At 42.2% G+C, this 24,729-nt stretch carries 23 protein-coding genes, 1 tRNA gene and 1 other RNA gene; 11 read left to right on the forward strand and 14 right to left on the reverse strand.

Annotated features, from left to right (window positions below; translation table 11 throughout):
- Positions 1-106: 106 nt before the first annotated feature.
- Both CKO50_RS21875 and CKO50_RS21880 read right to left on the reverse strand, forming a co-directional pair.
- Complete coding sequence (locus tag CKO50_RS21875) at positions 107-1,507, reverse strand: PhoH family protein (RefSeq protein ID WP_095729893.1); 1,401 nt, start codon at positions 1,505-1,507, stop codon at positions 107-109.
- 89 nt (positions 1,508-1,596) lie between these two features.
- Positions 1,597-1,803 (reverse strand): hypothetical protein, encoded by a 207-nt coding sequence (locus CKO50_RS21880; protein WP_045963340.1) that lies wholly within the window; start codon positions 1,801-1,803, stop codon positions 1,597-1,599.
- On the opposite strand from CKO50_RS21880, the gene rapA reads away from it, so the two are divergent.
- The 5 genes from rapA to yacG all read left to right on the forward strand — a co-directional run bounded on the left by rapA (position 1,802) and on the right by yacG (position 8,499).
- On the forward strand, positions 1,802-4,699 hold the full coding sequence (rapA, locus tag CKO50_RS21885) for an RNA polymerase-associated protein RapA (RefSeq protein WP_095729894.1): 2,898 nt from the start codon (positions 1,802-1,804) through the stop codon (positions 4,697-4,699). The two genes, CKO50_RS21880 and rapA, sit on opposite strands and share 2 nt — an antisense overlap.
- A gap of 103 nt (positions 4,700-4,802) precedes the next feature.
- Complete coding sequence (gene rluA / locus CKO50_RS21890; RefSeq protein WP_176474730.1) at positions 4,803-5,456, forward strand: bifunctional tRNA pseudouridine(32) synthase/23S rRNA pseudouridine(746) synthase RluA; 654 nt, start codon at positions 4,803-4,805, stop codon at positions 5,454-5,456.
- Positions 5,457-5,652: 196 nt separating this feature from the next.
- Positions 5,653-5,835: non-coding RNA, 6S RNA (ssrS, locus tag CKO50_RS21895), on the forward strand.
- A gap of 441 nt (positions 5,836-6,276) precedes the next feature.
- Positions 6,277-7,635, forward strand: a complete 1,359-nt coding sequence (locus CKO50_RS21900; RefSeq protein WP_095729896.1) for an L-cystine transporter — start codon at positions 6,277-6,279, stop codon at positions 7,633-7,635.
- A gap of 621 nt (positions 7,636-8,256) precedes the next feature.
- The gene (gene yacG / locus CKO50_RS21915; protein WP_026000869.1) at positions 8,257-8,499 is read left to right on the forward strand and encodes a DNA gyrase inhibitor YacG; all 243 of its coding nucleotides are present in this window, start codon (positions 8,257-8,259) and stop codon (positions 8,497-8,499) included.
- A gap of 80 nt (positions 8,500-8,579) precedes the next feature.
- On the opposite strand, the gene CKO50_RS21920 is transcribed toward yacG, so the two are convergent.
- Positions 8,580-8,888: a helix-turn-helix transcriptional regulator gene (locus tag CKO50_RS21920; protein WP_095729897.1), complete on the reverse strand. Its 309-nt coding sequence runs from the start codon at positions 8,886-8,888 to the stop codon at positions 8,580-8,582.
- Between the two features lie 363 nt (positions 8,889-9,251).
- The gene (locus CKO50_RS21925; RefSeq protein WP_095729898.1) at positions 9,252-9,713 is read right to left on the reverse strand and encodes a Spy/CpxP family protein refolding chaperone; all 462 of its coding nucleotides are present in this window, start codon (positions 9,711-9,713) and stop codon (positions 9,252-9,254) included.
- 207 nt (positions 9,714-9,920) lie between these two features.
- On the opposite strand from CKO50_RS21925, the gene CKO50_RS21930 reads away from it, so the two are divergent.
- Genes CKO50_RS21930 through CKO50_RS21940 form a run of 3 tightly spaced genes read left to right on the forward strand, consistent with a single transcriptional unit; the run spans position 9,921 to position 12,937 of the window.
- Positions 9,921-10,607 carry a response regulator gene (locus CKO50_RS21930; RefSeq protein ID WP_095729899.1) on the forward strand — a complete coding sequence of 229 codons (687 nt, stop codon included), beginning with the start codon at positions 9,921-9,923 and terminating at the stop codon, positions 10,605-10,607.
- Positions 10,608-10,610: 3 nt separating this feature from the next.
- Positions 10,611-11,972: an ATP-binding protein gene (locus CKO50_RS21935; protein ID WP_095729900.1), complete on the forward strand. Its 1,362-nt coding sequence runs from the start codon at positions 10,611-10,613 to the stop codon at positions 11,970-11,972.
- A gap of 2 nt (positions 11,973-11,974) precedes the next feature.
- On the forward strand, positions 11,975-12,937 hold the full coding sequence (locus tag CKO50_RS21940) for an alpha/beta fold hydrolase (RefSeq protein WP_095729901.1): 963 nt from the start codon (positions 11,975-11,977) through the stop codon (positions 12,935-12,937).
- Here the strand turns inward: CKO50_RS21940 and CKO50_RS21945 are convergent.
- Positions 12,889-13,734 (reverse strand): cation diffusion facilitator family transporter, encoded by an 846-nt coding sequence (locus CKO50_RS21945; RefSeq protein WP_095729902.1) that lies wholly within the window; start codon positions 13,732-13,734, stop codon positions 12,889-12,891. The two genes, CKO50_RS21940 and CKO50_RS21945, sit on opposite strands and share 49 nt — an antisense overlap.
- Positions 13,735-14,057: 323 nt before the next feature.
- Between CKO50_RS21945 and trmL the strand changes: the two genes are divergently transcribed.
- Entirely contained in the window at positions 14,058-14,522 is a 465-nt protein-coding gene (trmL, locus tag CKO50_RS21950; RefSeq protein ID WP_095729903.1) for a tRNA (uridine(34)/cytosine(34)/5-carboxymethylaminomethyluridine(34)-2'-O)-methyltransferase TrmL, read from the forward strand.
- Between the two features lie 103 nt (positions 14,523-14,625).
- Here trmL and CKO50_RS21955 read toward each other — a convergent pair whose 3' ends face one another.
- Positions 14,626-15,219, reverse strand: coding sequence for a CBS domain-containing protein (locus CKO50_RS21955; RefSeq protein ID WP_010606047.1), 594 nt, complete (start codon positions 15,217-15,219; stop codon positions 14,626-14,628).
- A gap of 47 nt (positions 15,220-15,266) precedes the next feature.
- A complete protein-coding gene (locus CKO50_RS21960) occupies positions 15,267-15,542 on the reverse strand; it encodes a hypothetical protein (protein WP_095729904.1) in 276 nt (91 codons plus the stop codon).
- 418 nt (positions 15,543-15,960) lie between these two features.
- Here CKO50_RS21960 and cysZ point away from each other — a divergent pair, with 418 nt between their 5' ends.
- Together cysZ and CKO50_RS21975 are read left to right on the forward strand one after the other, a co-directional pair.
- Positions 15,961-16,686 carry a sulfate transporter CysZ gene (cysZ, locus tag CKO50_RS21970; protein ID WP_095729906.1) on the forward strand — a complete coding sequence of 242 codons (726 nt, stop codon included), beginning with the start codon at positions 15,961-15,963 and terminating at the stop codon, positions 16,684-16,686.
- A 98-nt stretch (positions 16,687-16,784) separates the two neighbouring features.
- A complete protein-coding gene (locus tag CKO50_RS21975; RefSeq protein WP_255231110.1) occupies positions 16,785-17,984 on the forward strand; it encodes a glycerophosphodiester phosphodiesterase family protein in 1,200 nt (399 codons plus the stop codon).
- A 36-nt stretch (positions 17,985-18,020) separates the two neighbouring features.
- Here the strand turns inward: CKO50_RS21975 and CKO50_RS25175 are convergent, their stop codons facing one another.
- The 7 genes from CKO50_RS25175 to CKO50_RS22010 form a co-directional block, all read right to left on the reverse strand.
- Entirely contained in the window at positions 18,021-18,323 is a 303-nt protein-coding gene (locus CKO50_RS25175) for a DUF3325 domain-containing protein (protein WP_095729908.1), read from the reverse strand.
- Positions 18,320-19,876, reverse strand: coding sequence for a PepSY domain-containing protein (locus CKO50_RS21985; protein WP_255231102.1), 1,557 nt, complete (start codon positions 19,874-19,876; stop codon positions 18,320-18,322). The genes CKO50_RS25175 and CKO50_RS21985 overlap by 4 nt, the downstream gene beginning before the upstream one ends.
- A 2-nt stretch (positions 19,877-19,878) precedes the next feature.
- Positions 19,879-20,169: a hypothetical protein gene (locus CKO50_RS21990; RefSeq protein WP_095729909.1), complete on the reverse strand. Its 291-nt coding sequence runs from the start codon at positions 20,167-20,169 to the stop codon at positions 19,879-19,881.
- 59 nt (positions 20,170-20,228) lie between these two features.
- Positions 20,229-22,379, reverse strand: a complete 2,151-nt coding sequence (locus CKO50_RS21995) for a TonB-dependent receptor (RefSeq protein WP_095729910.1) — start codon at positions 22,377-22,379, stop codon at positions 20,229-20,231.
- 89 nt (positions 22,380-22,468) lie between these two features.
- Positions 22,469-23,806: a histidine kinase sensor domain-containing protein gene (locus CKO50_RS22000; protein ID WP_095729911.1), complete on the reverse strand. Its 1,338-nt coding sequence runs from the start codon at positions 23,804-23,806 to the stop codon at positions 22,469-22,471.
- Positions 23,803-24,489 (reverse strand): response regulator transcription factor, encoded by a 687-nt coding sequence (locus CKO50_RS22005; RefSeq protein ID WP_095729912.1) that lies wholly within the window; start codon positions 24,487-24,489, stop codon positions 23,803-23,805. The genes CKO50_RS22000 and CKO50_RS22005 overlap by 4 nt, the downstream gene beginning before the upstream one ends.
- 170 nt (positions 24,490-24,659) lie before the next feature.
- A tRNA-Phe gene (locus CKO50_RS22010) sits at positions 24,660-24,729 on the reverse strand.

Here is a 24,729-nt window from a genome sequence, read left to right on the forward strand (position 1 = left end):
TTTTGCAACATAAAGCCAAAAAAGTAAATTAACATCAACTAACATTTATTAACAATAACAACTAGAGGTTGAGCAAGTTTACATATCGACCAGTTGCAATATTCAATCAGAGCTTCTCTTCAGCAAAACTTGCCAAGCGGCTTCGTACTACACCGTTTAAGTTAATGGTAGCGCTACCTTCAAAGTCTTTAAAACGCTCGACAATATAGGTTAACCCTGATGTCACAGGGGTGAGATAATTACTATCAATCTGGGCGAGGTTTCCCGTACAAATTAATTTGGTTCCCTCACCGCAGCGAGTGATGATGGTTTTTAACTGTGATGCCGTTAAGTTTTGGCTCTCATCCAAAATCACGACCGCATTTTGAATACTGCGGCCACGCATAAAGTTCACCGATTTAAACTGAATATTTGCCTTTTCCATAATGTAATTACGGCTAGTCACTGGGCTTTCATCGTGTTTGTGAAGCACTTCTAAGGTATCTGTGATTGCCGCAAGCCAAGGGGCCATTTTCTCTTCTTCCGTGCCGGGTAAAAAGCCAATGCTTTCAGCTATTTCAGGCGTATTTCGCGTCACAATTACCTTATCGTAAATCCCTTTTTCGATGATCATTTCAAGTGCACAGGCAAGCGCCAATAAGGTTTTTCCGCACCCTGCTGGCCCGGTTAATATCACCAGCTCAATGTCAGTATCAAGTAAGGCATCCAGCGCCATACCTTGGTTGATATTTTTTGGTTTCACTCCCCATGCTTGACGGTGCATCAAACGTTCAACGCCTAAGTCTTTTAATCGAATGTGCTCAGAGTCGTAACCCACAACCCGAGCTGCAAAGTGATTAGTATCGTCTATCAGATATTCATTACAGAACACATCTGGTACGAGTGATTTTGGCACATCATGAACCGTATATCGCCCTTCCTGCTGCGTTTGACACTCACCAACATTTTGCCAAAAATCACCTTCAACCTTTTTAAAACCACTGGTTAAAAGCGCAATGTCGTCAATCAGCTGGTCGGTACGATAATCTTCAACATACTTGAGTCCAGCACCCTTCGCTTTCAGTCGCATGTTGATATCTTTGGTAACCAGCACCACTTTTTTGTCGCTGTACTGAGTTTGCAAATGTACCGCACAATTAATAATTCGGTGATCATTTTCATTGCCGGGTAACCCGGAGATGGAATCAGGAAACAGGTGATCGTTTACAATAATCAATTTACCTGAACTGGGCGTTCGGTGACTTTCAATCCTCAATGTTGGTAGCGCTACCCCCTCTAGCATTTGCTCTGGTGTTGCATCGCGAAGCACATCATCTAACCCACGAATGGCAACTCTAGCGTCTCGGCTCACATCACTCTTTCGATCTTTAATGTGATCAAGTTCTTCAAGAACGGTCATGGGAATAACAACATCGTGTTCTTGGAAGGAAAGGTAAGCGAGTGGTTCATGGAGAAGTACGTTGGTGTCGAGCACGTACACTTTATGGTCTTTGTCTTGTTTTACCATAGCGCATTCCTGTTGTTTACAGATTATTATGCTATACCCAATACACAACACTGCGGTTAATTATGTTTTGGGTATAGTTCAAGTTTAGTCTATTTGTCACAAAAGTCGCTTTTATGACAGTAGAAAATCCAACTTGCATATTGATAAAAAACAACTAGTTGGCGATTGCCATGCCAACTAAATAGAAAAAGCGCCAGCGCTTGATAAATAAAGGCTTGAGTCGCTGTTGTGTATTGAACAAACCGACATGAATAGGTAACATAGCCGCCTTTTTTCTGCATAGACGAGATAACCATGAATTTTTCCTTAGGTCAGCGCTGGATCAGTGATACGGAATCAGATTTGGGATTGGGTACAATAGTGGCACTTGAGGGGCGTCAAGTGACTATTTTATTTCCCGCTAGCGGAGAAAACCGTGTTTACTCAGTACAGGAAGCACCTGTAACTCGAGTTGTATTCAACCCAGGCGATGTGATCCGCCATGTTGAAGAGTGGGAACTACGTGTTGACAGCGTGGAAGAGCAAAATGGACTATTTTGCTATCATGGTACTCGAGTTGATAATGAAGAAGAGACTTCATTCAAAGAGACCTTTCTTGATCACTTCCTCAAGTTCAATAAACCTCAAGATCGTCTATTTGCAGGCCAAATCGACCGTTTTGATCGCTACACACTGCGCTATCAAACTTGGCAACACCAGTTTGATAAAGAACAATCTCACCTTAAAGGGTTGATAGGTCAGCGCGCTAGCCTTATTCCGCACCAGCTTTATATTGCCGATGAAGTTGGTAAGCGCTTTGCACCTCGCGTACTTCTGTCTGATGAAGTTGGCCTAGGTAAAACCATTGAAGCGGGCATGATTTTACACCAACAAATTCTCTCTGGCCGTGCCAATCGTGTGTTAATTGTAGTTCCAGAGAACTTACAACACCAATGGTTAGTAGAGATGCTACGCCGCTTTAACCTACACTTTTCGATTTTTGACGAAGAGCGTTGTAGCGAAGCTTATGCAGATGCACCGAATGTATTCGAAACAGAACAACTGGTACTGGTTAGCCTAGAGTTTATTACCAAAAAGCGCCGCTGGTTTGAACAAGCCACACTCGCTGATTGGGATCTACTGATTGTCGATGAAGCACACCACCTGACGGTCACAAAGGAAAAGCCAAGCACTGAATATCAACGTATTGCTGAGCTTTCTCAAGATATTCCTGGACTTATCTTGTTGACTGCAACACCAGACCAACTGGGTCACCGCAGTCACTTTGCGCGTTTACAGCTACTCGATCCAGATCGCTTCTACGACTACGACGTGTTCGTTGAAGAAGAAAGTCATTATAAAGAAGTCGCAGAAGCCGCGAACAACCTACTGCAAGACAAAACGTTAGACGCAAAAGAAGAGCAAACACTTTGTACACTGCTAAAAGAAACCGATATTTCTGAGTTACTTGCAAAGGCACAAAGTGGCGATAGTGACGCCAAAGCTGAAATTTTGTCTATGTTACTAGACCGTCATGGTACTGGCCGTATTCTATTTAGAAATAGCCGCAGTGGCATCGACGGCTACCCAAGCCGTTTGTTACATCAATACCCAGTACCTTTACCGAAGCAATACAAAACAGCAATGTCGGTAATGGGTAACATTGGTGGTATTCAAAGTCCGGAATTTAACGCGATGCGTGCTTTGTTCCCAGAAAAAATCTTTCAAGAGTTTGAAGGTGAAGGTAGCAGCTGGGCGCAGTTTGACCCGCGCGTTGAGTGGTTAATTGCTAAATTAAAAGAGTTAAAACACGAAAAAGTACTGCTTATTTGTGCCAAAGCGGAAACTGCAATTAGCCTTGAACAAGTGTTACGTGAGCGCGAAGCGATTAAAGCGGCGGTGTTCCACGAAGGCATGTCTATCATTGAGCGCGACCGCGCGGCAGCATTTTTTGCTGATGAATATGATAGCGCACAAGTATTACTCTGCTCCGAAATTGGCTCTGAAGGTCGTAACTTCCAGTTCTCGCATCACTTGGTGCTATTTGACTTACCGCTTAACCCGGACTTGCTTGAGCAACGTATTGGTCGTCTTGACCGCATTGGTCAAAAGCACGACATCAATATTCACGTGCCTTACTTTGAAAGTACCGCACAAGAAGTATTACTACGTTGGTATCACGAGGGCTTAGATGCATTCGAAACCACCAGCACCACGGGGCAAATGCTGTATAAGTCTTTTTCTGATGATTTATTAGCGCTGATCGCTGAACACAACTGTGACGAAGACGAATTAGATCCCCTATTAGAGCAAGCCGCAAAAGAAAATGCTCAGCTGCGCACAAAGATGGAGCAAGGTCGAGACCGCTTACTTGAGCTTCACTCAAGTGGTCAAGGTAAAACAGATAATATCGTTGCTGAACTTGAAGCACTGGATAACGACGTAATTTTGCCTGCGTTTATGATTAATGTGTTTGATACTTTTGGTGTTAACCAAGAAGACAAAGGCGAGAATACGATTATTCTCAAACCTACCGAGCACATGCTTAACCCGTCTTTCCCTTGTTTGAAAGATGATGGCATCACAGTGACTTTTGACCGTAACACCTCACTGTCACAAGAAGACGCGCATTTCATCAGCTGGGATCACCCCATGGTCAGCGGCGTAATGGATATGATCTGTAACGATGACTTTGGTTGTGCGTCGGTGGCACTGCTTAAAAACAACAAGTTACCTGTCGGTACTTTCTTTGTTGAAATGATCTTCGTTGCAGAAGCTTCTGCGCCTAAGTCTCTTCAAGTAGGTCGCTTTTTACCGCCAACACCAATTCGTGTTCTAATGGATAAAGGTGGCAATGACTTAGCCCAAAACGTGGCGTTTGATGCATTCAATCAACAGCTTTCCGCCGTTGGCAGACAAACCGGCAGTAAGCTAGTTAATGCGCTACAAAGTGCTATTCACCCGCTTATTACTCAAGCTGGCGATATTGCACAAGCTCAACTTGAAAGCATTCAAGCCAACGCGATGGATAAAATGCAAAAGCAATTAGGTGATGAGCAAGGTCGTTTGCAAGCACTTAAAGCTATCAATCCGAACATCCGTGACGAAGAAGTTCAAGTGTTTGATAAACAAAGAGCTGAGTTGAGCACACACATTGAAAAAGCACAGCTTAAGTTGGATGCGATTCGTTTAATTGTGGTTGCAAACCAGTAAACCTCCCACACTGAAAGAGAGCCTTGGCTCTCTTTCTCGCTACCGCTCACTTAGCAACTCATATATAATACGCGGCTTCGTTCTGTTCATGCTGAGGCAGCTGGTGTTACTAAATTACGCTCCCCCCCTTTCTCCCTATCTTGATATTTTGTACCAAGATGAAGATATGCTGGTGATCAACAAACCAAGCGGGTTACTCACCGTACCAGGTAAAGATCCAAAGCATTGGGACAGCGCTATCGCCAGAGTGAATTTTGTCTACCCTACGGCAAGAATTGTGCACCGCCTTGATATGGCAACATCCGGCGTGTTGTGCCTTGCGATGAATAAAGCAGCGCATCGCCATCTGAGTATTCAATTTCAAGACCGTTTGACCCACAAGCACTACATCGCCCGAGTTCATGGCAAATTACAACAGCAAACGGGTTCTGTTGATTTACCGCTGGTGTGTGATTGGCCTAATCGCCCTAAGCAAATGGTTTGTCATGAGACCGGAAAGCCTTCATTAACGCATTTTGAAGTCATGGAATATGAAGCACAGGCAACCCGCGTTAAACTAACCCCCATCACTGGACGCTCTCATCAACTCAGAGTACATATGCTTTCGCTTGGGCATGTAATTCTTGGCGATCGACTATATGCCAAAGGCGAGGCGTTAGCGGTTGCTTCACGTCTACAATTACATGCTGAGATATTGCAAATTTCACATCCAACAACCACAGAGATGATGACCTTTACCGCACCGGTTCCTTTCTAAGTAACCTGTTTACTCTGTTAGTTTGAAACGGTTTCGAAACTGTGGCCTTCGAAAAGTAAGCGAATTTAGCGTTGCCAGCTAACGCTCAGATTAACGTTTGCTTAGTGACTAAACAAAGCGGGTAAAAAGCACGCGGTTAACACATAAATTGCATTACTATGGTTTCGTGATCAGCAGATGTTTTATATACTGTAATTGTTCCCTAGCTCGTAGGACAGCTGATTAAGTCCCTGAGCCGATAAATTTCTTTCAGGATAGCAGTTTGTTTACTATTGAGCATGCTCGGCATGTACCGAGAAGCCTACGGTAGGCTGTTGCTCTCCGCCTTGAACCTCAGGGTTCAAGGGCTGACATCGGCATCCGCGAAGCCGGGGAACAACCTTTTCCACTCTACACTTATCATTGCCTCAGAGCTAACTCACTTTTACATATACTCAATAAGCCACATGTTCAACTTCATACTAAAAACAACTACACGGTTAACGTCGTAAAGCAAAAGAAATTGCGAGATAAACTCTAGAAAAGAGTCGCGGGATAAACTCTAGAAAAGAGTCGCGAGATAACGCTAGAAAAGAGTCGCGAGATAAACTCGCTGCTACGAAAGATTATTGTAAGCTAAGTGCATATCTCAGTGTTTTTAATTACTACGAGTTAGTACTAACTCACCACAAGGCATCTGGATATGAAAAGATAAATTATCAAAAACTTTCATTTTTATTGATAACCTTTTGTTCTATTCCATAGTCAAAGAATATTTTAGCCCACTCAACAAAACCTCTATAGTAGCGCGTTATTTTCATATATTTCGAAAGGTATTCTGATGTCTTTTGCTGTTATCGCCGCGTTGGCGGTTTTTATTGCCATACTTTTCGGTCTTTATCGCTTTCAACAGCGCTCCGAAACCCTGTCACGAACGGTATTATTAGGCTTAGTTGCGGGCAGCCTATTTGGACTCGCGCTGCAATTTGTTTTCTCAGGTGACTTAACCACCAAACAGACTGTACTAGATTGGGTTGCCATTGTTGGTAGCGGCTATGTCAATCTTCTAAAAATGGTGATTATGCCATTGGTCTTAGTGTCTATGATTGCCGCGGTCGTAAAATTAGATAATCAAGGCTCTCTTGGAAAGATTTCGTTTGTCACCCTCACAATTTTAGTTTTTACCACGGCCATTGCGGCACTCATTGGTATTTTTATCACTCAAGCATTTGGTTTAAGCGCACAAGGCTTAGTTGAAGGTGCACGCGAAACTGCCAGAATAGCGGTACTTGAAGAACGCGCAACAACCGTTGCCGATTTAACCATTCCACAAATGCTGCTTAGCTTTGTACCAACCAATCCATTTGCTGACTTAACTGGCGAGCGCTCGACCTCGATTATCGCTGTGGTGATTTTTGGTGTATTAACTGGTATTGCTGCTCGTAGAGCTATCATGGAAGAGTCAGATTTAAGTAGCCCAATAAAAAATGCAGTTGAAGGCGCACAGGCCGTTGTGTTGAGGTTAGTACGTATGATCATCGCCCTCACACCTTATGGTGTAGCTGGTTTGATGGCCAAAGTGATCGCCACTTCAAGCATGGCTGACATTATTAGCTTACTCGGTTTTATTATTGCCTCTTACGTTGCCATTTTGCTGATGTTTTTGGTGCATGGTTTGTTAGTTACTTTGGTTGGTGAAAACCCAAAGCATTTCTTCCAAAAAATTTGGCCTGTTTTAACTTTTGCTTTCACCTCAAGAAGCTCCGCGGCAACCATCCCATTGAATGTTGAAGCGCAGATCCACAAGCTTAATGTTCCCCCTGCGATTGCAAACCTTTCTGCATCGTTTGGTGCGACAATCGGACAAAATGGCTGCGCTGGCATTTATCCTGCCATGCTTGCTGTAATGGTTGCGCCAACGGTAGGAATTGACCCATTCGCACTCGACTTTATTGTCTCTTTAGTGGCTATGGTTGCAATTAGCTCATTTGGTATTGCAGGTGTTGGAGGTGGCGCAACTTTCGCAGCATTGGTAGTGTTACCTGCGATGGGACTACCAGTGACAATTGCAGCGCTACTAATTTCTATTGAGCCATTAATTGATATGGCAAGAACGGCACTCAATGTATCGGGTTCAATGACCGCAGGTACCGTAACAAGTCGCTTGTTAAAGCAAAAGCATACTAACGAAGCAATTTAGTGCGACGATAGCTTAAGAGGGCCAGTTAGTTATTCTGGCCCTTCACTTTTAATCAATCATGAGCTTTGCAGTACCAGGCCAAAAAGACAGTAAGGACTTCATTGAATCCACCAGCTCGTGATATTGGTACGGTTTGGTTATATAAGAATTTCCCCCAAGCAAATGATACTCTCAATATCCGCTTTTGCGGGAGTTTGCCCATAGCACTAATCGCTTTCAACACGCCACGCGACAGTAGCTTCCATCATCTCTTATAAAGCCCCAGATTCTTACCACAGGCCATCAACAAAAAAGATTTCTTTTGCCATGCGCTCAGTGACGGAAGAGCTTAAGATCAGTAGATTGGCGAAACACTACGTAAAATACAGGCGCTTAAATCTATCACCCTGTCTTACGGATAAAGCGGTGAATTTTCGCTATCAACATCGGCAAGCGGATCTGATTTCTTAGATAAAGTGCCCTTGCTGGCTTTGGAATGTCAGGCTCAGGAAAATCTTGGTTAAAAAAGAATTAATATCCCTAGCTAGTATGCAAGCTGTTCAAAGTCGATACGCACTCGGTTCACAAAGCAATTAAATGCGATTAGACTTATACAATTAGGAAGTAAAAAGTAAGTGTATAATGACAACCACAGTAAAGTGTCCAACCTGCCAACAGGCTGTTGAATGGTCTGATAAAAGTCCATTTCGCCCGTTTTGCTCAAAACGCTGTCAATTAATTGATTTAGGTGATTGGTCTGACGAATCAAATACAATTTCCACACCGATGAAAAGCGGTGAGCTCACGCCTCAAGATGCGGAAAGTTTGATTGAAGATATAGAAGCAATGCTGGCAAAAAACGACGACAGCTTTTTCAAAGAATAAATCTATGGGCCGATTCCCTCGGCCTTTATTCGCTGAGAATAGCTTGTTTGGAAAAGAAAAAACCAAGCTCAGCAAAATCACTAATCACCTTTTTCTGTTTGCCCATCTTCCGCCTTTCGCTCTGTGTTTCTCCCCTCATTTTGATAGGTTTTAGCTATATGCCCCGCCCCTTCCAAAATATCACTTAATTGGATCCGGCAAATTTCCGACAATTTAATTAAGGTACCTAAGCGAAATGAGCTTGTTCCATTAAGATAATCGTCTAGTGTGGTGAGACCTATTCCGAGCTTTTGGCTAATGGTTTTTTTAGTATAACCCTTACGCTTTTTGAGTTCTTTTAACAGTTCTCGGATCCTAAGTGTCACCTCGTATTCTTCAGGTGTCTGCATGTCTCCCTCAGTGATACCTAGCAACAAACAGCCAACAACAAAGAATACCCTTAGTTACTCTGAAGAAAACAAAAGTTATTGGAAAGTTTGCGCGCGTAAATTAAGAATTTTTCAATTCAACACTATTTCAAAGAGTTGTCCGCAGACTTGCTAGATGTACTCTTAATCGAAAAATATCACAACACAAACATGTTATCAACATGTAACTTAAACCGATGTAAACGGTCGCATTGTTCTATACATTGATTGTAAAGGGTCAGTGCTTTACATCAAACTGGAGTACAAGCTCTCATTTTATAAGAAGGTGATTGATAAAGCCCTTACCGGGAAGGTCAGGGCTAAGTTGGAGAGAAACCTTGAGATTTAATCTGCCTTTTTATTACCTTTGTGGCTACGGCGTGATTTAAGAGCCTGGAGCTTATCGCGCTGTTCTTCATTCAATACATGGAACACTTTGTGACGAGTTTCCATCGAAAGTAGCGCCCACGCTTGCTTTTTATCTTGGCCTTTTTCCAGTAGAAGTTGCGCTTGAACCTTATCAAAGGCAGGGGCCGCCATAAGTGCTTTCATTTCTTCACGATAAGCTGAATGTGCTGCTTTTCTGTTTTCTTTTAACGCTTTTTTTGCAGTTTTGTAATCCGCATAAATTGTCTTTAGTTGGTCTTGCTGCGCTTCTGTTAACTCTAATAACTTCTGGCCTTTATCAGATAGTAGCAACCTTGCTGAGTGCTCAAGCTGCCCGCCCATAGGTCCCGCGTTTGCAATGAAGCTGAAGGTCGATACGCCAAGTGCTGTAACTAATGCTAAAGTAGATAGTAATTTCATGGTATTGGCTCCTTGTTCGCCATTGTTTTGTCACTTCCAAATTTAGCAAGCACAAAGAAAAGGAACGTCAGACAGAGGTAAAGTTTTGTCAGTACTTTGCAAAAAAAAGCAAAGGCAATTTACATAAGGCGTTGAAGTAAGGTGTAATATGCTAGAGCCGAACTATTCAGGCCAACGCCAATCAACAATGCTGGACTAAGTATGACAATGAAACATTCCATTTTACTTATTGATGACGACCAAGAACTTTGCAGCCTGTTAAAAGAATACTTTACTGCAGAAGGCTTTGAAGTGGCGATGGCCCACACAGGAACTGAGGGTCTACAGCTGGCATTAAAACAAAATTTCGATCTGATATTATTAGACGTAATGCTTCCCGAAATGGATGGCTTTGAAGTACTAAAAGCGTTACGTGTCCAGAAGATGACGCCCGTTATTATGTTAACGGCAAAAGGCGATGACTTTGACCGCATCTTTGGTTTGGAGCTAGGTGCTGACGATTATATTCCAAAACCGTTTAACCACCGCGAACTACTAGCGCGCGTTAAAGCCATTACCCGTCGCGTCGATCATTATAAGCAACACAGCCCAGATGATACCTTTACTATCCATCAGCTGTGTTTAGATGTAGCTTCGCGAAGCGCTACTGTTAATGGTGAAGTGCTGTCGCTGACGGGCACCGAATACGAGGTGCTGCTCTTGCTGGTCAGAACCGCAGGAGAAGTGGTCGACAAGCAGACTATTTCACGACAAGTATTAGGCCGACCTCTTGTGCCTTATGATCGCTCTATCGATATGCATGTCTCTAACGTTCGCAAGAAAATTGCCGCATTAAGTGAGCACACTTATATCAAAACGATCCGCGGCGCTGGCTATATTTTTCTAAAGGCGTAATGAATGAAGCGGTACTTACTTGTTAAGGTTTTTACCTGGTTTTGGCTCACTATCATTGCCACTATGTTGTTGTTGCTTGGGATCAGCATGCTACAACCTGATGTTGTAGAAACTCACCGCATCTCAAAACCCATGCTGCAAAACCTAAAACAATTAGAACAAGCGTTAATACGCGCGAGCGAGCGTCCTAATTTTGAGTTAAATGAGATCACCAAACTACGTAAAAGAAAGGCGCGAAATATCTATTTAAGCCACCGCGATGCCGAAAAAAGCGTTGCCGCCGATCCCAATATAAAAACGCTAAATTTAGATTTACTCAGTTTTACCGAAGATGCTAAACCAGCCGCTATTTTTACCCCGGAGTACAAGGCTTTTGGCCCCCTAGAGCTCACACTTCAAGGTGAAAGTTATCGTCTTTATTTAATTTTTGAAAACCATACCCCAACTGCACTCGTCAAATTAAGAGCCCTACCGCTTTGGGTAAAAATCGCGGTCGTGCTTGGCGCAAGCTTATTACTGTGTTTTTGGTTTACTCGAGATCTATTGTCGCCAATTAAAGAACTACAAAAAGCTGCTGCAAAACTTTCTCGTGGAGAATTGTCGAGCAGAGCCGATATAAACACTAAGCGCCAAGACGAACTCGGCCAACTGGGTCATGATTTTAACTTGATGGCTGATAAATTAGAGTCTCTGGTTAACAATCAAAAGCGCTTGCTTGCTGATATATCCCATGAACTACGCTCACCGCTCACCCGCTTACAAATGGCCACAGGCCTCGCTGCAGGCCATGCCACTGCGCAAAGCCAAAGTTATATCGAGCGCATTGAACGTGAAGCTCAGTTAGTTGAAAATATGCTCAGCGATATATTGCATTTATCTAAGCTCGAAGCGGATCAAGTACCAATCGATAAGCAGATAATTAAGCTCAATGAACTGCTCGACCCGATATTGGAAGATGCACTGTTTGAGGCACAACAATTAGGGAAGGACCTTGTCGTCACAGCACTACCCGAGGCAACACTTTATGGCGACCCAATGCTACTTAACCGCGCATTCGAAAACATTATTCGTAACGCGATTAAGTATGCGACTAGCCGAATTAGTGTCAATATTGAGAGTGATGGTAAACTGTTGCTATGCACTATCAGTGATGATGGTAAAGGCGTAAGTGAAGATATGCTCGACAAGCTTTGTATCCCATTTTTCAGAGTGTCGAGTGCACGCACACCGACCAAAAATCAAATGGGCGGCTTTGGATTGGGTCTTGCCATTGCGCAGCACGCGTTAAAAGTACATGACGCCCATATCGAATTTAGTAATAATATTGGCTTGCAAGTCAGCATTCGAATTCCATTACACAGGTAGCCATGTTTTATAGCCAAAGTCAGCAACTTGAATCACACCTTCCGGAAATTGATAAGCACTGGCAAGGCTGCCAAAAAGGCTTTTTTGATACCCCTCATGGTAGGCTATTTTATGCCTACCACATTCCAGAAAAGGCAACGTTCAGCCTGGTATTAGTTAATGGTCGTATTGAATCGGCGCATAAATACAGAGAGCTGCTGTGGGAGTTGGCGCAAAACAACATAGCGGTATTTACCTATGACCATCCAGGACAAGGCTACTCGCCGCGATTACTGAAAGACAAGCAAGTCGGCTATGTTAGACGCTTTGAAGATTATGCCGCAACACTGCACTGCTTTATGGATCAAATCGTTGCCAAGCAAAATACCTTGCCACTTTTTATATTGGCGCATTCAATGGGTGGCGCCATTACCTGCGATTATTTAACATTATTTGCGCCTCATAACATAGAGGGAGTCTATTTATCAGCCCCGATGCTTGGGATCAATACGACTCCCTACCCGGCTTGGTTTGCCGAGGGACTGGCAGGCGCAGCTTGTTTATTTGGACTAGGTAAGCATTATGCGTTGGGACAGGTGCACTACCACAACAAGCCTTTTCAAGATAATGACCTTACTGATTGCCCAATCAGATATGCGCTATTTAGAGGTTTGTACGATCAATTTCCCGAGCTACAACTCGGTGGTGTCAGCTTTGCTTGGTTATACACGGCACTACATAAATGCCGCTCGCTTCAAGATATTAAACTAGAATTGCCAATCCGTATCGCGACAGCCAGTGAAGACAGCATTGTTGATAATCAGGCACAAGTACACTTTGCCGCACACAGAGACAATGTGACAGTTACAGAGTTTACCGGGAAACATGAACTACTTTGCGAGCAAGATAATACCCGCAAAGCCGTGTTAGATGATTTTTATGCGTTTACAGACGAGCTACTTAGCGCTAAAGAAACAGGGTCTTGATGGATAAGTACGTCCATCTCACAATCAAACTCTTCTTTAATGCAAGCAACCACCTCATCCGCAACTTGATGCGCTCGCATCAGCGGCATATCGTCATCAAGCTCTAGATGCAGTTGAATAAATTTGATTTTGCCACCTTGCCTGGTACGCAAATCATGTACTCCATAAACGTCCTCATGACTCGACGCAATAAGTATGATCTGTGCTTTTTCTTCATCTGGCAGCTCTTTATCCATTAAGTGTGCAGCACTTTCCTTGGCAATATCCCAACTGTTATAAAGTAAATACACCGCCACCAAAATACCAAAAATCGGATCGGCGTAACCTACGCCGTAAAAGTTAAGCAATACAGCTAGTAGCACCGCAAGGTTTAATAAAATATCGCCCTTATAATGCAACGAGTCGGCCTTAATGGCGATGGACTGCGTGCGTTTAACGACTTGATACTGCACCACAACCACCAACAAAGTACACACTATCGCAAATAAACTCACCCATACGCCAAACAATGAATGTGGAATTTGGGTTGGATTGATAATGCGTTCCACACCATGAAAAGCCAATAAACTTGCAGAGCCCGCGATAAAGGCCGCTTGCCCAAGCCCTGCTAATGCTTCTGCTTTTCCATGACCAAATCGATGATCATCATCCGCAGGACGCAGTGCGTAGCTAAGTACAAAGAAATTCATTAAAGAGGCGCTAATATCAAGCAGTGAATCAGTTAAAGAGCCGAGCATAGCGGCACTACCTGAAGACAGCCAAGCCCAACACTTAGCTGCGATCATCAATCCCACCATTATGATGGTAAAGACACTCGAAAACCTAACCCAAAATTCATAGCTGCGATCCACTGGCACCTCATTTTTTCATATTATTTAATCTGACGTTTGGCTAACTGAAATGATTAGTCGTCAAACCACTCGCAAAATGCCACGGCATCGCGATGCTACTATATTACAGGGTAATGCTTTGAAATGAAAAACAGATTACGGTTGTATAGTTTTTCACAACAGTCGTACTTTAAAAACTGGGTAATACCTTTCACTCTATCAAGCGCAGCACATATAAATGTCGACAAGTATCAGCTATACTGCCGGGCAAAATTTAATTGAGGTCTATCATGTTAGATATCGTTTTATACCAACCCGAGATCCCGCCTAATACAGGCAATATTATTCGTTTGTGTGCCAATACAGGGTATTCATTACACCTGATAGAGCCGCTAGGATTTGAATGGGATGATAAACGGGTAAGACGTGCTGGCCTTGATTATCATGAATTTAGCGAAGTAGAGCGCCACCCAAACTTTGAAGCATACTTAACAAAACGAAACCCAAAGCGAGTATTTGCTTGCACGACAAAAGGTACCAAGTACCATCATGAAGTTGCCTATGAAGCTGGTGACTGTCTATTGTTTGGTCCTGAAACTCGTGGTTTGCCAGAAGACATTATTTTTTCACTGCCTGAGCCTCAGCGAGTCCGTATTCCAATGCGCCCCGATAGCCGCAGTATGAACCTATCTAATGCTGTTTCCGTTTTTGTCTATGAGTCTTGGCGACAACTTGGGTTTGCTGGCGCAAAGTAAAAATAGCTCCTAGCCTCTGCTGCATAGGAGCGAACTTAAGGCACAAAAAAGGCGCCTTACGACGCCTTGCTAGCTTTAATTTACATTAACTATAGGGATTCTTTTAAATTTCTGCGTGGTGCAATATCGTACCAACAATATCACTGAATTTATTTGCTGGTTTCATTGAATTTACTGCACGTCCACAGGCTTTCATCATATCGATTAGGTCAAAATAACCGACTGGATGCTGAGTCACTTCATCAATAACAAGTAAAAACTCGAAGCCACCTTCTTCCATTGTTTTTAGCACATTGCCAACCACAGTTTGGCTAGTTTGTTTTAAGGTGATTTGACGAAGATCGGATAGTGGGATCATGACATCATTGACGTTTAAATCACGTCTCGTACAACCACGTCTTTCTGCAATACTCAACACGTAGCGACTACCAATTCTTGCATTAGAGATCATACCAACAAGCTTTTCTTTGCTATCAACGACAAAGCTTGCTCTGCGGTGCGTTTTATCTAGCACTAACGTAGCTTCATCTATGCTACTGTTTTCATCAATATGCTGCATAGGTGCCAAATGTAGATTGTGCATTAGGCAATGTGCTGGCGCTTGCTCTAGGTTGTCAGTGTTACAAGCTGGGAAGTTATTTTCAGCAAGTTCATAATTTGCAACAGGTTGAGTTTTCAATACTGTGTAAGTGTTCATAGATCACCTCTATCTTTAAAATTAATTAAGCACGGAAAAGGACTAAATTAATCTGCGACAGGTGGTGCTCTAATAGACTCGCATACTGAGTTTGAATAAGAATAGGTGGGTTGCGATTGCACTATGATAAAGCTACTAGCAACCACGAAACGATGGGTTGTTGATACAACACAATCATCTAAGTCAGGGCTGAAATTCGAATTGTCTAGGTCGACAACGATAGGCGCGATTGAAAGCGTGGTATCACATTTAGCAGCATCGGCCGTTGACACTGTCAACAGACTCAACATACAAAATGTAATCATCCAACGAATTAACCGCATAGTATTCTCACTTCTACTGCCTTACTTTGAGTGTATGGGCAGTTTCTTGCGTTTACAAGTATTATTTCTAATCTATTTACTAAGCTTCTAAATATACTAAGGTTAATTTTTATACGCACACTCAAGCACTGTGTGAGCTGAGATGAATTGTTACTAATCTCCTGTTTGTAGCGCGCCGTTTAGCGTTATACTAACGCTGATATTTTTGGTATGTACCTTAAATCAAAAGAATTAAATCATACCAATTTGCTTAATTAAGCGGTCTATTTTGAGGCGAGAAAATTTTGTCGATAACAAAGCAAAAATTTTGCTATTCAGTTGTTCTAAATGAGAAATTTTTAACGCAGTTAGCGTCCGATTTGCTCCTTCAAATTGAGCAGGTATTAAGACTAATTGGTATTACAACACGAGGTGTACAGTGCAACTATCACGCGGTATCGAGTACTTTATTGCCGGCTTTTCTTTGATCACCCAAAAAGGATTAAAACGTTTTGTATTTATTCCTCTAACAATCAATGTACTGCTATTTGGTGCATCACTCTTTTTTCTTTATGACTGGCTGACTCAAGGATTTACTTATCTCAACGGATTATTACCAGATTGGCTCAGTTGGCTGGAATGGCTAATGTGGCCCATTGCTATCTTAGTGATACTTTTCAGTTATAGTATGATTTTCACGGTGATAACCAACTTTATTGCTGCACCTTTCAATGGCTTACTTTCCGAAAAAGTAGAGCTTTACCTGACCAACCAACACATCAATGATGATAAGCTAATTGATACCATAAAAGATGTGCCGCGAATGTTGGCTCGAGAATGGACCAAACTCTGCTACTACCTTCCACGCGCACTCGGCTTTTTCATCTTACTTTGGATGCTGCCGATTGTTGGGCAAATTTTATGGATTATGTTTACATGTTGGATGTACAGCGTGCAATACAATGATTACCCGTTTGATAACCATAAAATTCATTTCAAGCAAATGAAAGATGATTTGAAGAGTAAACAAGGGTTGTCTTATGGCTTTGGCTTTGCGGTATTTGTATTGACCTCAATTCCATTTGTAAACCTCATTGTGATGCCAGTTGCAGTGTGTGGAGCCACTAAATTGTGGGTAGAGAACTATCGTCAGCAGTATCGTTAAATAAATTGAGGCATGACATCGGACTGTAAAAATTCCATGATTTACTTACGCCTTTTACGCTTTGTTAGAATGAGACAGGTATGCGCCAAATAATATGGATGACGTGGTTGGTAGTAATGCTAACGGGGTGCCAGGCAACAAAACAGTTTGATGTCGGTACACGGCCTCAATTTTTGATCTCTCAACTTCCAGATGGTGAGCTGAAAGAAAAGCTTACAAGCTGTTTAGATAAACCAATCAAGCGCACACGTTTTTCCATAGGACATCGCGGTGCGCCACTTTTCTACCCTGAACACACCAAAGAATCATACATTGCCGCCGCAAAAATGGGAGCTGGCACGCTCGAATGCGATGTAACCTTCACCAAAGACAAGGCTCTTGTTTGCCGCCATGCACAATGCGACCTCCATGCAACAACCGATATCTTGTTACAACCTAAGCTTGCTAGCAAGTGTAGACAACCCTTCACACCAGCCAATCCAGACTCCGGTAAACTTGCGTCTGTTCAATGCTGTACTTCAGATATTACCTTAGCAGAATTCAAGCAACTAAAAGGAAAAATGGATGGTGTGAATACTCAAGCAACCACAGTAGCAGGGTTTGTCAAAGGTACGCCCAATTGGCGTACAGATCTTTATGCCAGTTCAGGGACATTAATGACCCACAGCGAAAGCATTGTTTTATTTAAGCAACTTGGTGTAAATATGACTCCTGAGTTAAAAGCACCAGAAGTGCCAATGCCCTTTAATGGGTTAAGCCAAAGCCAGCTCGCACAAAAAATGCTGGATGAATATACTGAGCACGATGTCTCCCCATCTCAAGTTTTTCCACAATCCTTTTCTTACCAAGATATTCAGTACTGGATAAAGTATGCACCAGAGTTTGCAAACCATGCCGTATTTCTTGATGCTAGAGAAGCTGGCGAACATTTTGATAGTAACAAACCAAGTACTTGGCAACCGTCAATAGAAGACTTAGTCAAAAATAAGGTAAAAATTATCGCCCCACCAATTTGGATGTTAATTAGCGAAGATAAAAACGGCGATATCATTCCATCGCAGTACGCCCTCGCCGCTAAACGTGCAGGATTAAAAATAGTTGCTTGGTCTTTAGAGCGCTCAGGCCCTTTAGCGAACGGCGGCAGTTGGTATTATCAATCTGTAAAAAACGCAGTTAAGCATGATGGCGATATACTTAGGGTGTTGGACATATTGGCAAAACAAATTGGCGTAGTTGCTGTTTTTAGTGACTGGCCTGCCACCACCAGCTTTTACGCCAGCTGCATGGGAATTGAGTAAATCCGTTGTATTAGACTAAGGCTCATTAGAAAGTCATTAGCACCTATTTAAAAAACTGAAAAATTTAGGTTTGTAAGTCCACAACAAAACCACCAAAATTGATGTGAGTGTTGCTGTGGCGAACCAATAAACTAGCCCTAAAGAGACACCCCACATCGCTGTAGCAAAAGCCACCGTAATGAATAAAAGTAAGTATCCGAGTATCCTAAATCGTCCTTGTTGACCCACATCGAATGATCCGGCTCTATTAGAGAGCTTCACCCTATGTCGTGACAAGGATAAATTCAACAACGCAAAGGCTAAGAAAAGTAACACAAACAATACAACAATTAACTTCATTGGGCCGCCTTAACACTGATGTCTTCTTGTCGGCAACGTACAACCCAAAAAGCTGCTACAAAGCAAATAGAGATAAATAACACCGTTAAATCAAATCCAGCCATCAACCAATCATTATTTATCCAACTAAGCCATATATTATGCTCCGTTGTTAGTGCGTTAAGTATAGGTAGTAACCCATATACCAAAGCAGCACAGCATAACATTCGCTGCCAAAGCCATTTTTTTGAGGCGAACCCACAATAGAGTATGCAGAGGCCTAACGTTATAAAAAGTATATGCATTTCCCAAGCTGATCGGCTTGGAAAGTCTATTGGCAATAACCGATTACCGACAAAGTAAGACGCTATCGCTATAGGGACCCCAAGGATCATCGCAATATTTATGCGTTCTATAATACTCGTTAGAGTCTTATTAGTGCTACTCACTGCCTTACGCTTTTTCAGCCATATCATAAGGCCAGTAGCAACCATAGCTGCGCCAAACAAACCTGATAAAAAGTAAATCCACCTTAGGTAAATATCAGCAAATAACCCCTCATGTAAATGCTCCAAGAAATCATAAACACTTGCAGCTCCCCCAGCTTTTCCGAGTGAGGTTTCGAGTATAACTTTATCTTCAATAGCACGATACTCAAGCAACGAGGCGAATTCGACACCACTTTTCGATTCAAACCAGATCTCAATGTGTTCTTTTTCTGTATTTCTCTCAATGACTCCAACATAACTAACTTTATGTGATTTGAAGCGACGTTTGGCATCAGCCAAAGCAGATTGAACGCTTAACTCTGTGGGGAGCATCTCGATTATTTGCTGTGACTTTTGCTCTATTTGTGATTGCGCATAAAATTGGCGATGGTTTTGCTGACCTTCTCCATAGCGCAGGTCAATAACTGGAGACATAGTGATCCCCATCAGCAGCAATAACCCGCTATAGGTGATCATCAAGTGGAACGGTAGTGGTAGCACACTAAAAACATTGTGAATATCTAACCAAGAACGCAACCCTTTTTGGGCCCGGAACGTAAAGAACTCAACAAAAATTTTCTTGTGAATAATTAAACCAGTAACTAACCCTATAAGCATTAGCATTGCGGTAATGCTGGTCAATATATAGCCTACAAGTTGTGGTACATAATGTAGATTGTAATGCAAACGGTAGAGCGCCTCACCTCCGCTAGTTTGTCTATTACGGATAAGCGCTCCCGTCACTGGGTCGAGGCTGCTTTCGTGCCATTGTTTCGCTGTTTTTCTTTCGGCATTCTCAGGCTCTAACCAAGAGATTTCAATAAATGGATCTCTTGATGTGGGAAAGCTTATGTACCACTGAGATGCATTATCACCATGTACTCTGAGTTGTCTGGTCGCGATATTCGTTATTGCGCTATCCTCAAGCCCTTTCGAAACGATGATTTCAGGTTTCATCCAACGATCAATTTCGTTTTCAAAATATCCGACACTGCCAGTCACAAAAATGAAGTACAACATCCACGCAAAAACAACGCCGGTCCACGTATGTAGCCAACTCATAGACTGTCGAAATCTCGCTTTCATTCTCAAATAGCCTTTTCTAGATACATGACTAAAACGCTTAGCAAAACAACTAAAAGCGCAATAAAAAATATTGCTCTAGTAGTGCTTTTAACAGCAAACACAACGATCACAATCAAAGTGTAAATAATAAAACTGGACATCATTCCCGCGACAATACCATCGACTTTATTGTCTGATGGTAAGTACGAAATAAGCATGGCACTCAAGTTAGCGATAACATAACCACCAATCACGCTAAGTAAAACTCGGCAAGTAACATGCGCAGCTGGCGTTGGCTTAAATAAAGGTTTCATTAGCATAATAACCAAATGAAAAGAGCTAACCCTTTAAGTTAGCTCTTTTGACAATAACACTAGAATTGATAGGCAACTGTCAGCCTAATATCGCGACCTGCTTCTTTGATCCCGACAACACCCTCATAACCAGGAATATGACCGTAATCGGCGACACTACCATGGCTGCGGTAAGACTCATCTAATAGATTTTGTATTGAAAGGTCGACTCTCAAAGAGTCGAATGGCTCGTAGCTAACATAAGCATCGACTAACTGGTAGCTTGGTTTGCCAATTGTCTCAAGCTTTTCAACCCAGCCTAACTCAATTGAACGATGAAATACTTCAATATCATTTAAGCTCGCCACATACTTGTAATTCCAGCCAAGTTTAATCTGATCGTTTAAATGATAGTTAAAGTTTACGTTCAATGAGTCTCCAACCGCATTACCTAGACCACCGTATTCGTAGGCAGCCAAGTCAATGTTGTCAACTTCTATGCGGTTTGTGGATGTCGCGTCTGTAGGATCTGGCCAATTAAATATCACATTATCCAATTCAACGTCGTTATGGTTAAAGCTGACAATTACATCAAAATTGTCCGTTTGATAACCACCAACTAGCTCAAAGCCTTCACTACCTAAGTCACCGATATTTTCGTAGAAAACCCCTTCACGCCCTTTAAACTTGTCGAAGACAACACCATTAATTGTGCTAGAGTATACAGATGCTTCAAACATCCAAGCGCCATCATTATATTGAATACCGAGTTCAACATTTTCTACTTCTTCAGGAACCAAGTTTGCATTCGGCGTTAGCTCACCGACTGTGAATGCATCTGCGATTTGTCTGCCTCGCAGCGCTTCCGCATAGCCAAGTGACAACGTCAAGTTATCAGCAAGGTTGTATAGCAATCCAACATTTTTACTAAAACCATCCTGCTTTTTGGCTGAGAACTCACTGGTTGATGTAACTGGTGCACCAGCTGCATCAGTCTCAACAACCCAAACACCATCAACCTTTACCCAGTTTGCTTCTATACCTTGATGATCCAACTCATAGGAGTCAAAACGTAGACCGAAACTTAAACGCAGATCAGGAAAAACTTGCCAATGATCTTGGACATAAGCTCCTAACACAGTACCATCTTCGTCAAAAATCCCACCAAAGTCTTCATAGGACTGCGAATGTACCTTATCGTTTTTGTGCTCAATTCCATAAGTAATAGAGTGAGTACCGATATCACTGGTATTGCGAATATCAAAACCTATCGTTTCAATTGAGGCATCCCAGGTATATAGCTCACGCTTGAATGATGATTTTGTTTGATACACTGTTGTCTCTAAATTCACCAGAGAATTTAAAAACCAGTTGTGGTTAAGCACTAAAGTCTCGCGCTCACCCCAAGATGCAAACAGTGGGTCGCTTTCTAGTGGTGCCCAGTTTGTTTGCTTGCCAAACTCACCGTCCTCTTTTCTTTGCTCGTAGCTAACTGTGATATCTTGAGATTCCGTCAGCTTGGCATTCAGCTTAATAAACCCTAATGTTTGATCTGCTGCGGTTCCCGGAAGCGCTTTACCGTCACCATCTTCCATATTTTTGCGGCTAACTGTTACATACGAAGCTAAAATACCGATTGAATCCGTTGCCTTACCATATAAAGATAGGCTCTCTTTATGTCCGTCATTGGTAAAATAACTTACTTTGGCAGTTCCACCGAACCTGTCATTTTCATCCAATAGATCCGTCGCACTTTTCGTTTTAAAACGTATTGCGCCACCAACTGCACCGCTTCCAGCTGTTGCTTCACCAGCACCTGCTTGTACCTCTACACTTTTCAATAACTCAGGCTCAATGGCAACACGACCTATGTGATGAAATAGTGTACTTGTTTGTGGAGCACCATCTACAGTGACATTCACCATTGAGTCTTCCACTCCACGAACAAAGATTTTTTGTGCAATCCCCAGCGATCCACCAACAGTAACTGAGGGGGTATGGCGGAAAATATCTTCTAGGTCATTTGCTTGGTAGTTAGCTAATACTGCAGGTGTAATTTCGGAGTTTGTTGTTGCCCCGACAACGGTAATTCTTTCGACTTTTTTTAGTTCATTTTCTGTATCGGATTGCTCTGCGAGTACGCCAAAGCTAAGGCTAAAGCAAGCAAGAGAAACGGCTGACGCTATGGTAGTTTTTTTAAAGAAGTGACTTTTTTGGGATAAAAATGGCATGATTCATGTCTCAAACAACAGTTAAAAGGCTGAATCAGAATTATTACCATTTAGCTTTCTCAAGCAATCACTTTTACAATTGTTACATTTTACGAAACCGGAATTATTACTTGTACAACCAACCCTCCACTGGCTAAATTACGTGCTGACACGCACGCTCTAACACTCCTCAAGTGTCGCTTAGCAAGTGCTAAACCAAGACCAAAACTATCACTTTGTGCGAGGCGAGCATTGTCCACACGGAAAAATGGCTCAAATACTTTCTCAATAAACTCTTCAGGGATCCCGGGCCCCTGGTCTAGCACTTCAACTAAATAATCGTTGCTTATTCGCTGTAGTTTTATCTCGACTTTTTTACCTTCAGGCGTAAAGCGTAAGGCATTACGAATGATATTCTCGATTGCTGGACACAGTGCTCTATGGCAACTATTTACAACAACGGCACTTTTTGGCGATTCAAATAACAGCGTTCGATCTGGAAACTCAAACTTGGCGTCATCGATCAACACATCCAGCAGGTCTACTAAATCTACGCTTTCCTTCTGTAACATTGGATTTTCATTATCTAGCCAAGCCAAAGTGAGTGAATCTTCGACCAACTTTCTAATCTGTTGAGATTCACGAGCAATACGCTCTAAGTGTCGTTGGCTATCATTCTCTTCAAAGTTACTAACCGCAATATCTAGTCGAGTTAGCGGAGTTCTAAGTTCATGTGACAGATCAGCGATTAGCTGACGTTGACTTGCAATTAGCTCCCCGATCCTTGATGCCATCTGATCGAACGTAGAGGCTAAATGTGAAAACTCGTCATTGCGTTTGCCAAGATACTTTCCAAGTCTTACTTTAAAATTGCCTTTACTAAAAGCACTTGTTGCACTATCCAGCTGTCGCAATGGAATAATGATATGTCGATAAAGAAAGATGGATAATACGGCCAACACTGCCATAGGAATGAGTACCTGAAGCATAAATTTAGTCGTATTCCAGTAGATCCCAGGCCGCATTCGCTCTGGCAACTTTATGAGTAAGCTTGCATTAGAAGACTCGAATGGCAGTTCCATTATTGGATTTGATTCAAAATATAAATGTATTTTCCATTCAATGCTCCGACCAAAGTGATAGCTTCCAACGATATTCTGATCTATTGGCTCTCCAGCTAAATGAATAGCGTCAAAACTCGCGATTGATACCCATGTAGATTCTTCTTTCATTAGGTTTTTTATCCAAGCTTCTAGCGCTTCTTGGTTGTTAGCCAAGTAGAGTCGTTCAGCTTCAGACTTCCAATTCTTCATCTGGATTCTATCGCTTACAGCTATCATACTCATACTTTCTTCTGTTTTAAGTGTTAAGGCATGCAGTAAATAGAAAAAAGCGACCAAACCAGCAGCTAAGATTAAGCTCAGTTTCCACAAAATATTTCGTTTCATTTAAAACAATAACCTTTTCCATGCACAGTTTGTAAACGCTCACCATGCCAGTTTGCTTCATTAAGCTTTCTGCGTACTCGACTTAAGTGCATATCTAAACTCCTATCATATGCTCCTAATTTTTTATTAAGCACAGACAGATATAAGTCAGGTTTGGTTATGATTGTATGTGGCCGTGAAGCAAGCTCCCAAAGCAACTTGAACTGAATTGGTGTGAACTCTAATATTTCGCCATGGACATAAACCGATTGAGTCTGCGAGTTTAGTGTTAGGCCATCAATGGAAATCTCTGACGGTATAGAGAGTTGAATTATATTTTGGCTTCGCCTAAGAATACTTTCCATTCTCAAGAGCAACTCAGTGGAGTTAAAAGGTTTAGCAATATAGTCATCAGCCCCATGCGCCAAACCTATAATGCGCTCCTCCTCGGCCCCCTTTGCAGACACCATTACAACAGGGATCTGACTCGTAGCTCGCAGCTTTTTTAACAAAGAAACACCATCTAATTTTGGCAACATATTATCCAAAAGGATCAAATCATGCTGCTGCAACTGAGCGACTTGTAGTCCCGACTCACCATCAAAGCACTGCTCAACTTGATATCCTGACTTTTGCAACAAATCTACTAAGTAGGTACCTAAAGTACAGTCGTCTTCAATTAGCAAGACCTTGATCTCTCTCACGTCACACCTTTTAAAATGCAAATGATAACTAGTTTTATTTTTGCATATTAAGCACTGTATTTTGAAAAGTAAATCTCAGTTGTAACCAGATGAATCTATTTTTTGCAAAGATAAGAAATATAAAGTATCAGAAAGCAAAAAACCTCGCGATTGCGAGGTTTTTTAAAGGATGGTGCCCAGAGGCGGAATCGAACCACCGACACGAGGATTTTCAATCCTCTGCTCTACCGACTGAGCTAT

The organism is Pseudoalteromonas sp. HM-SA03 (genome assembly GCF_002289345.1).
Lineage (GTDB): Bacteria > Pseudomonadota > Gammaproteobacteria > Enterobacterales > Alteromonadaceae > Pseudoalteromonas.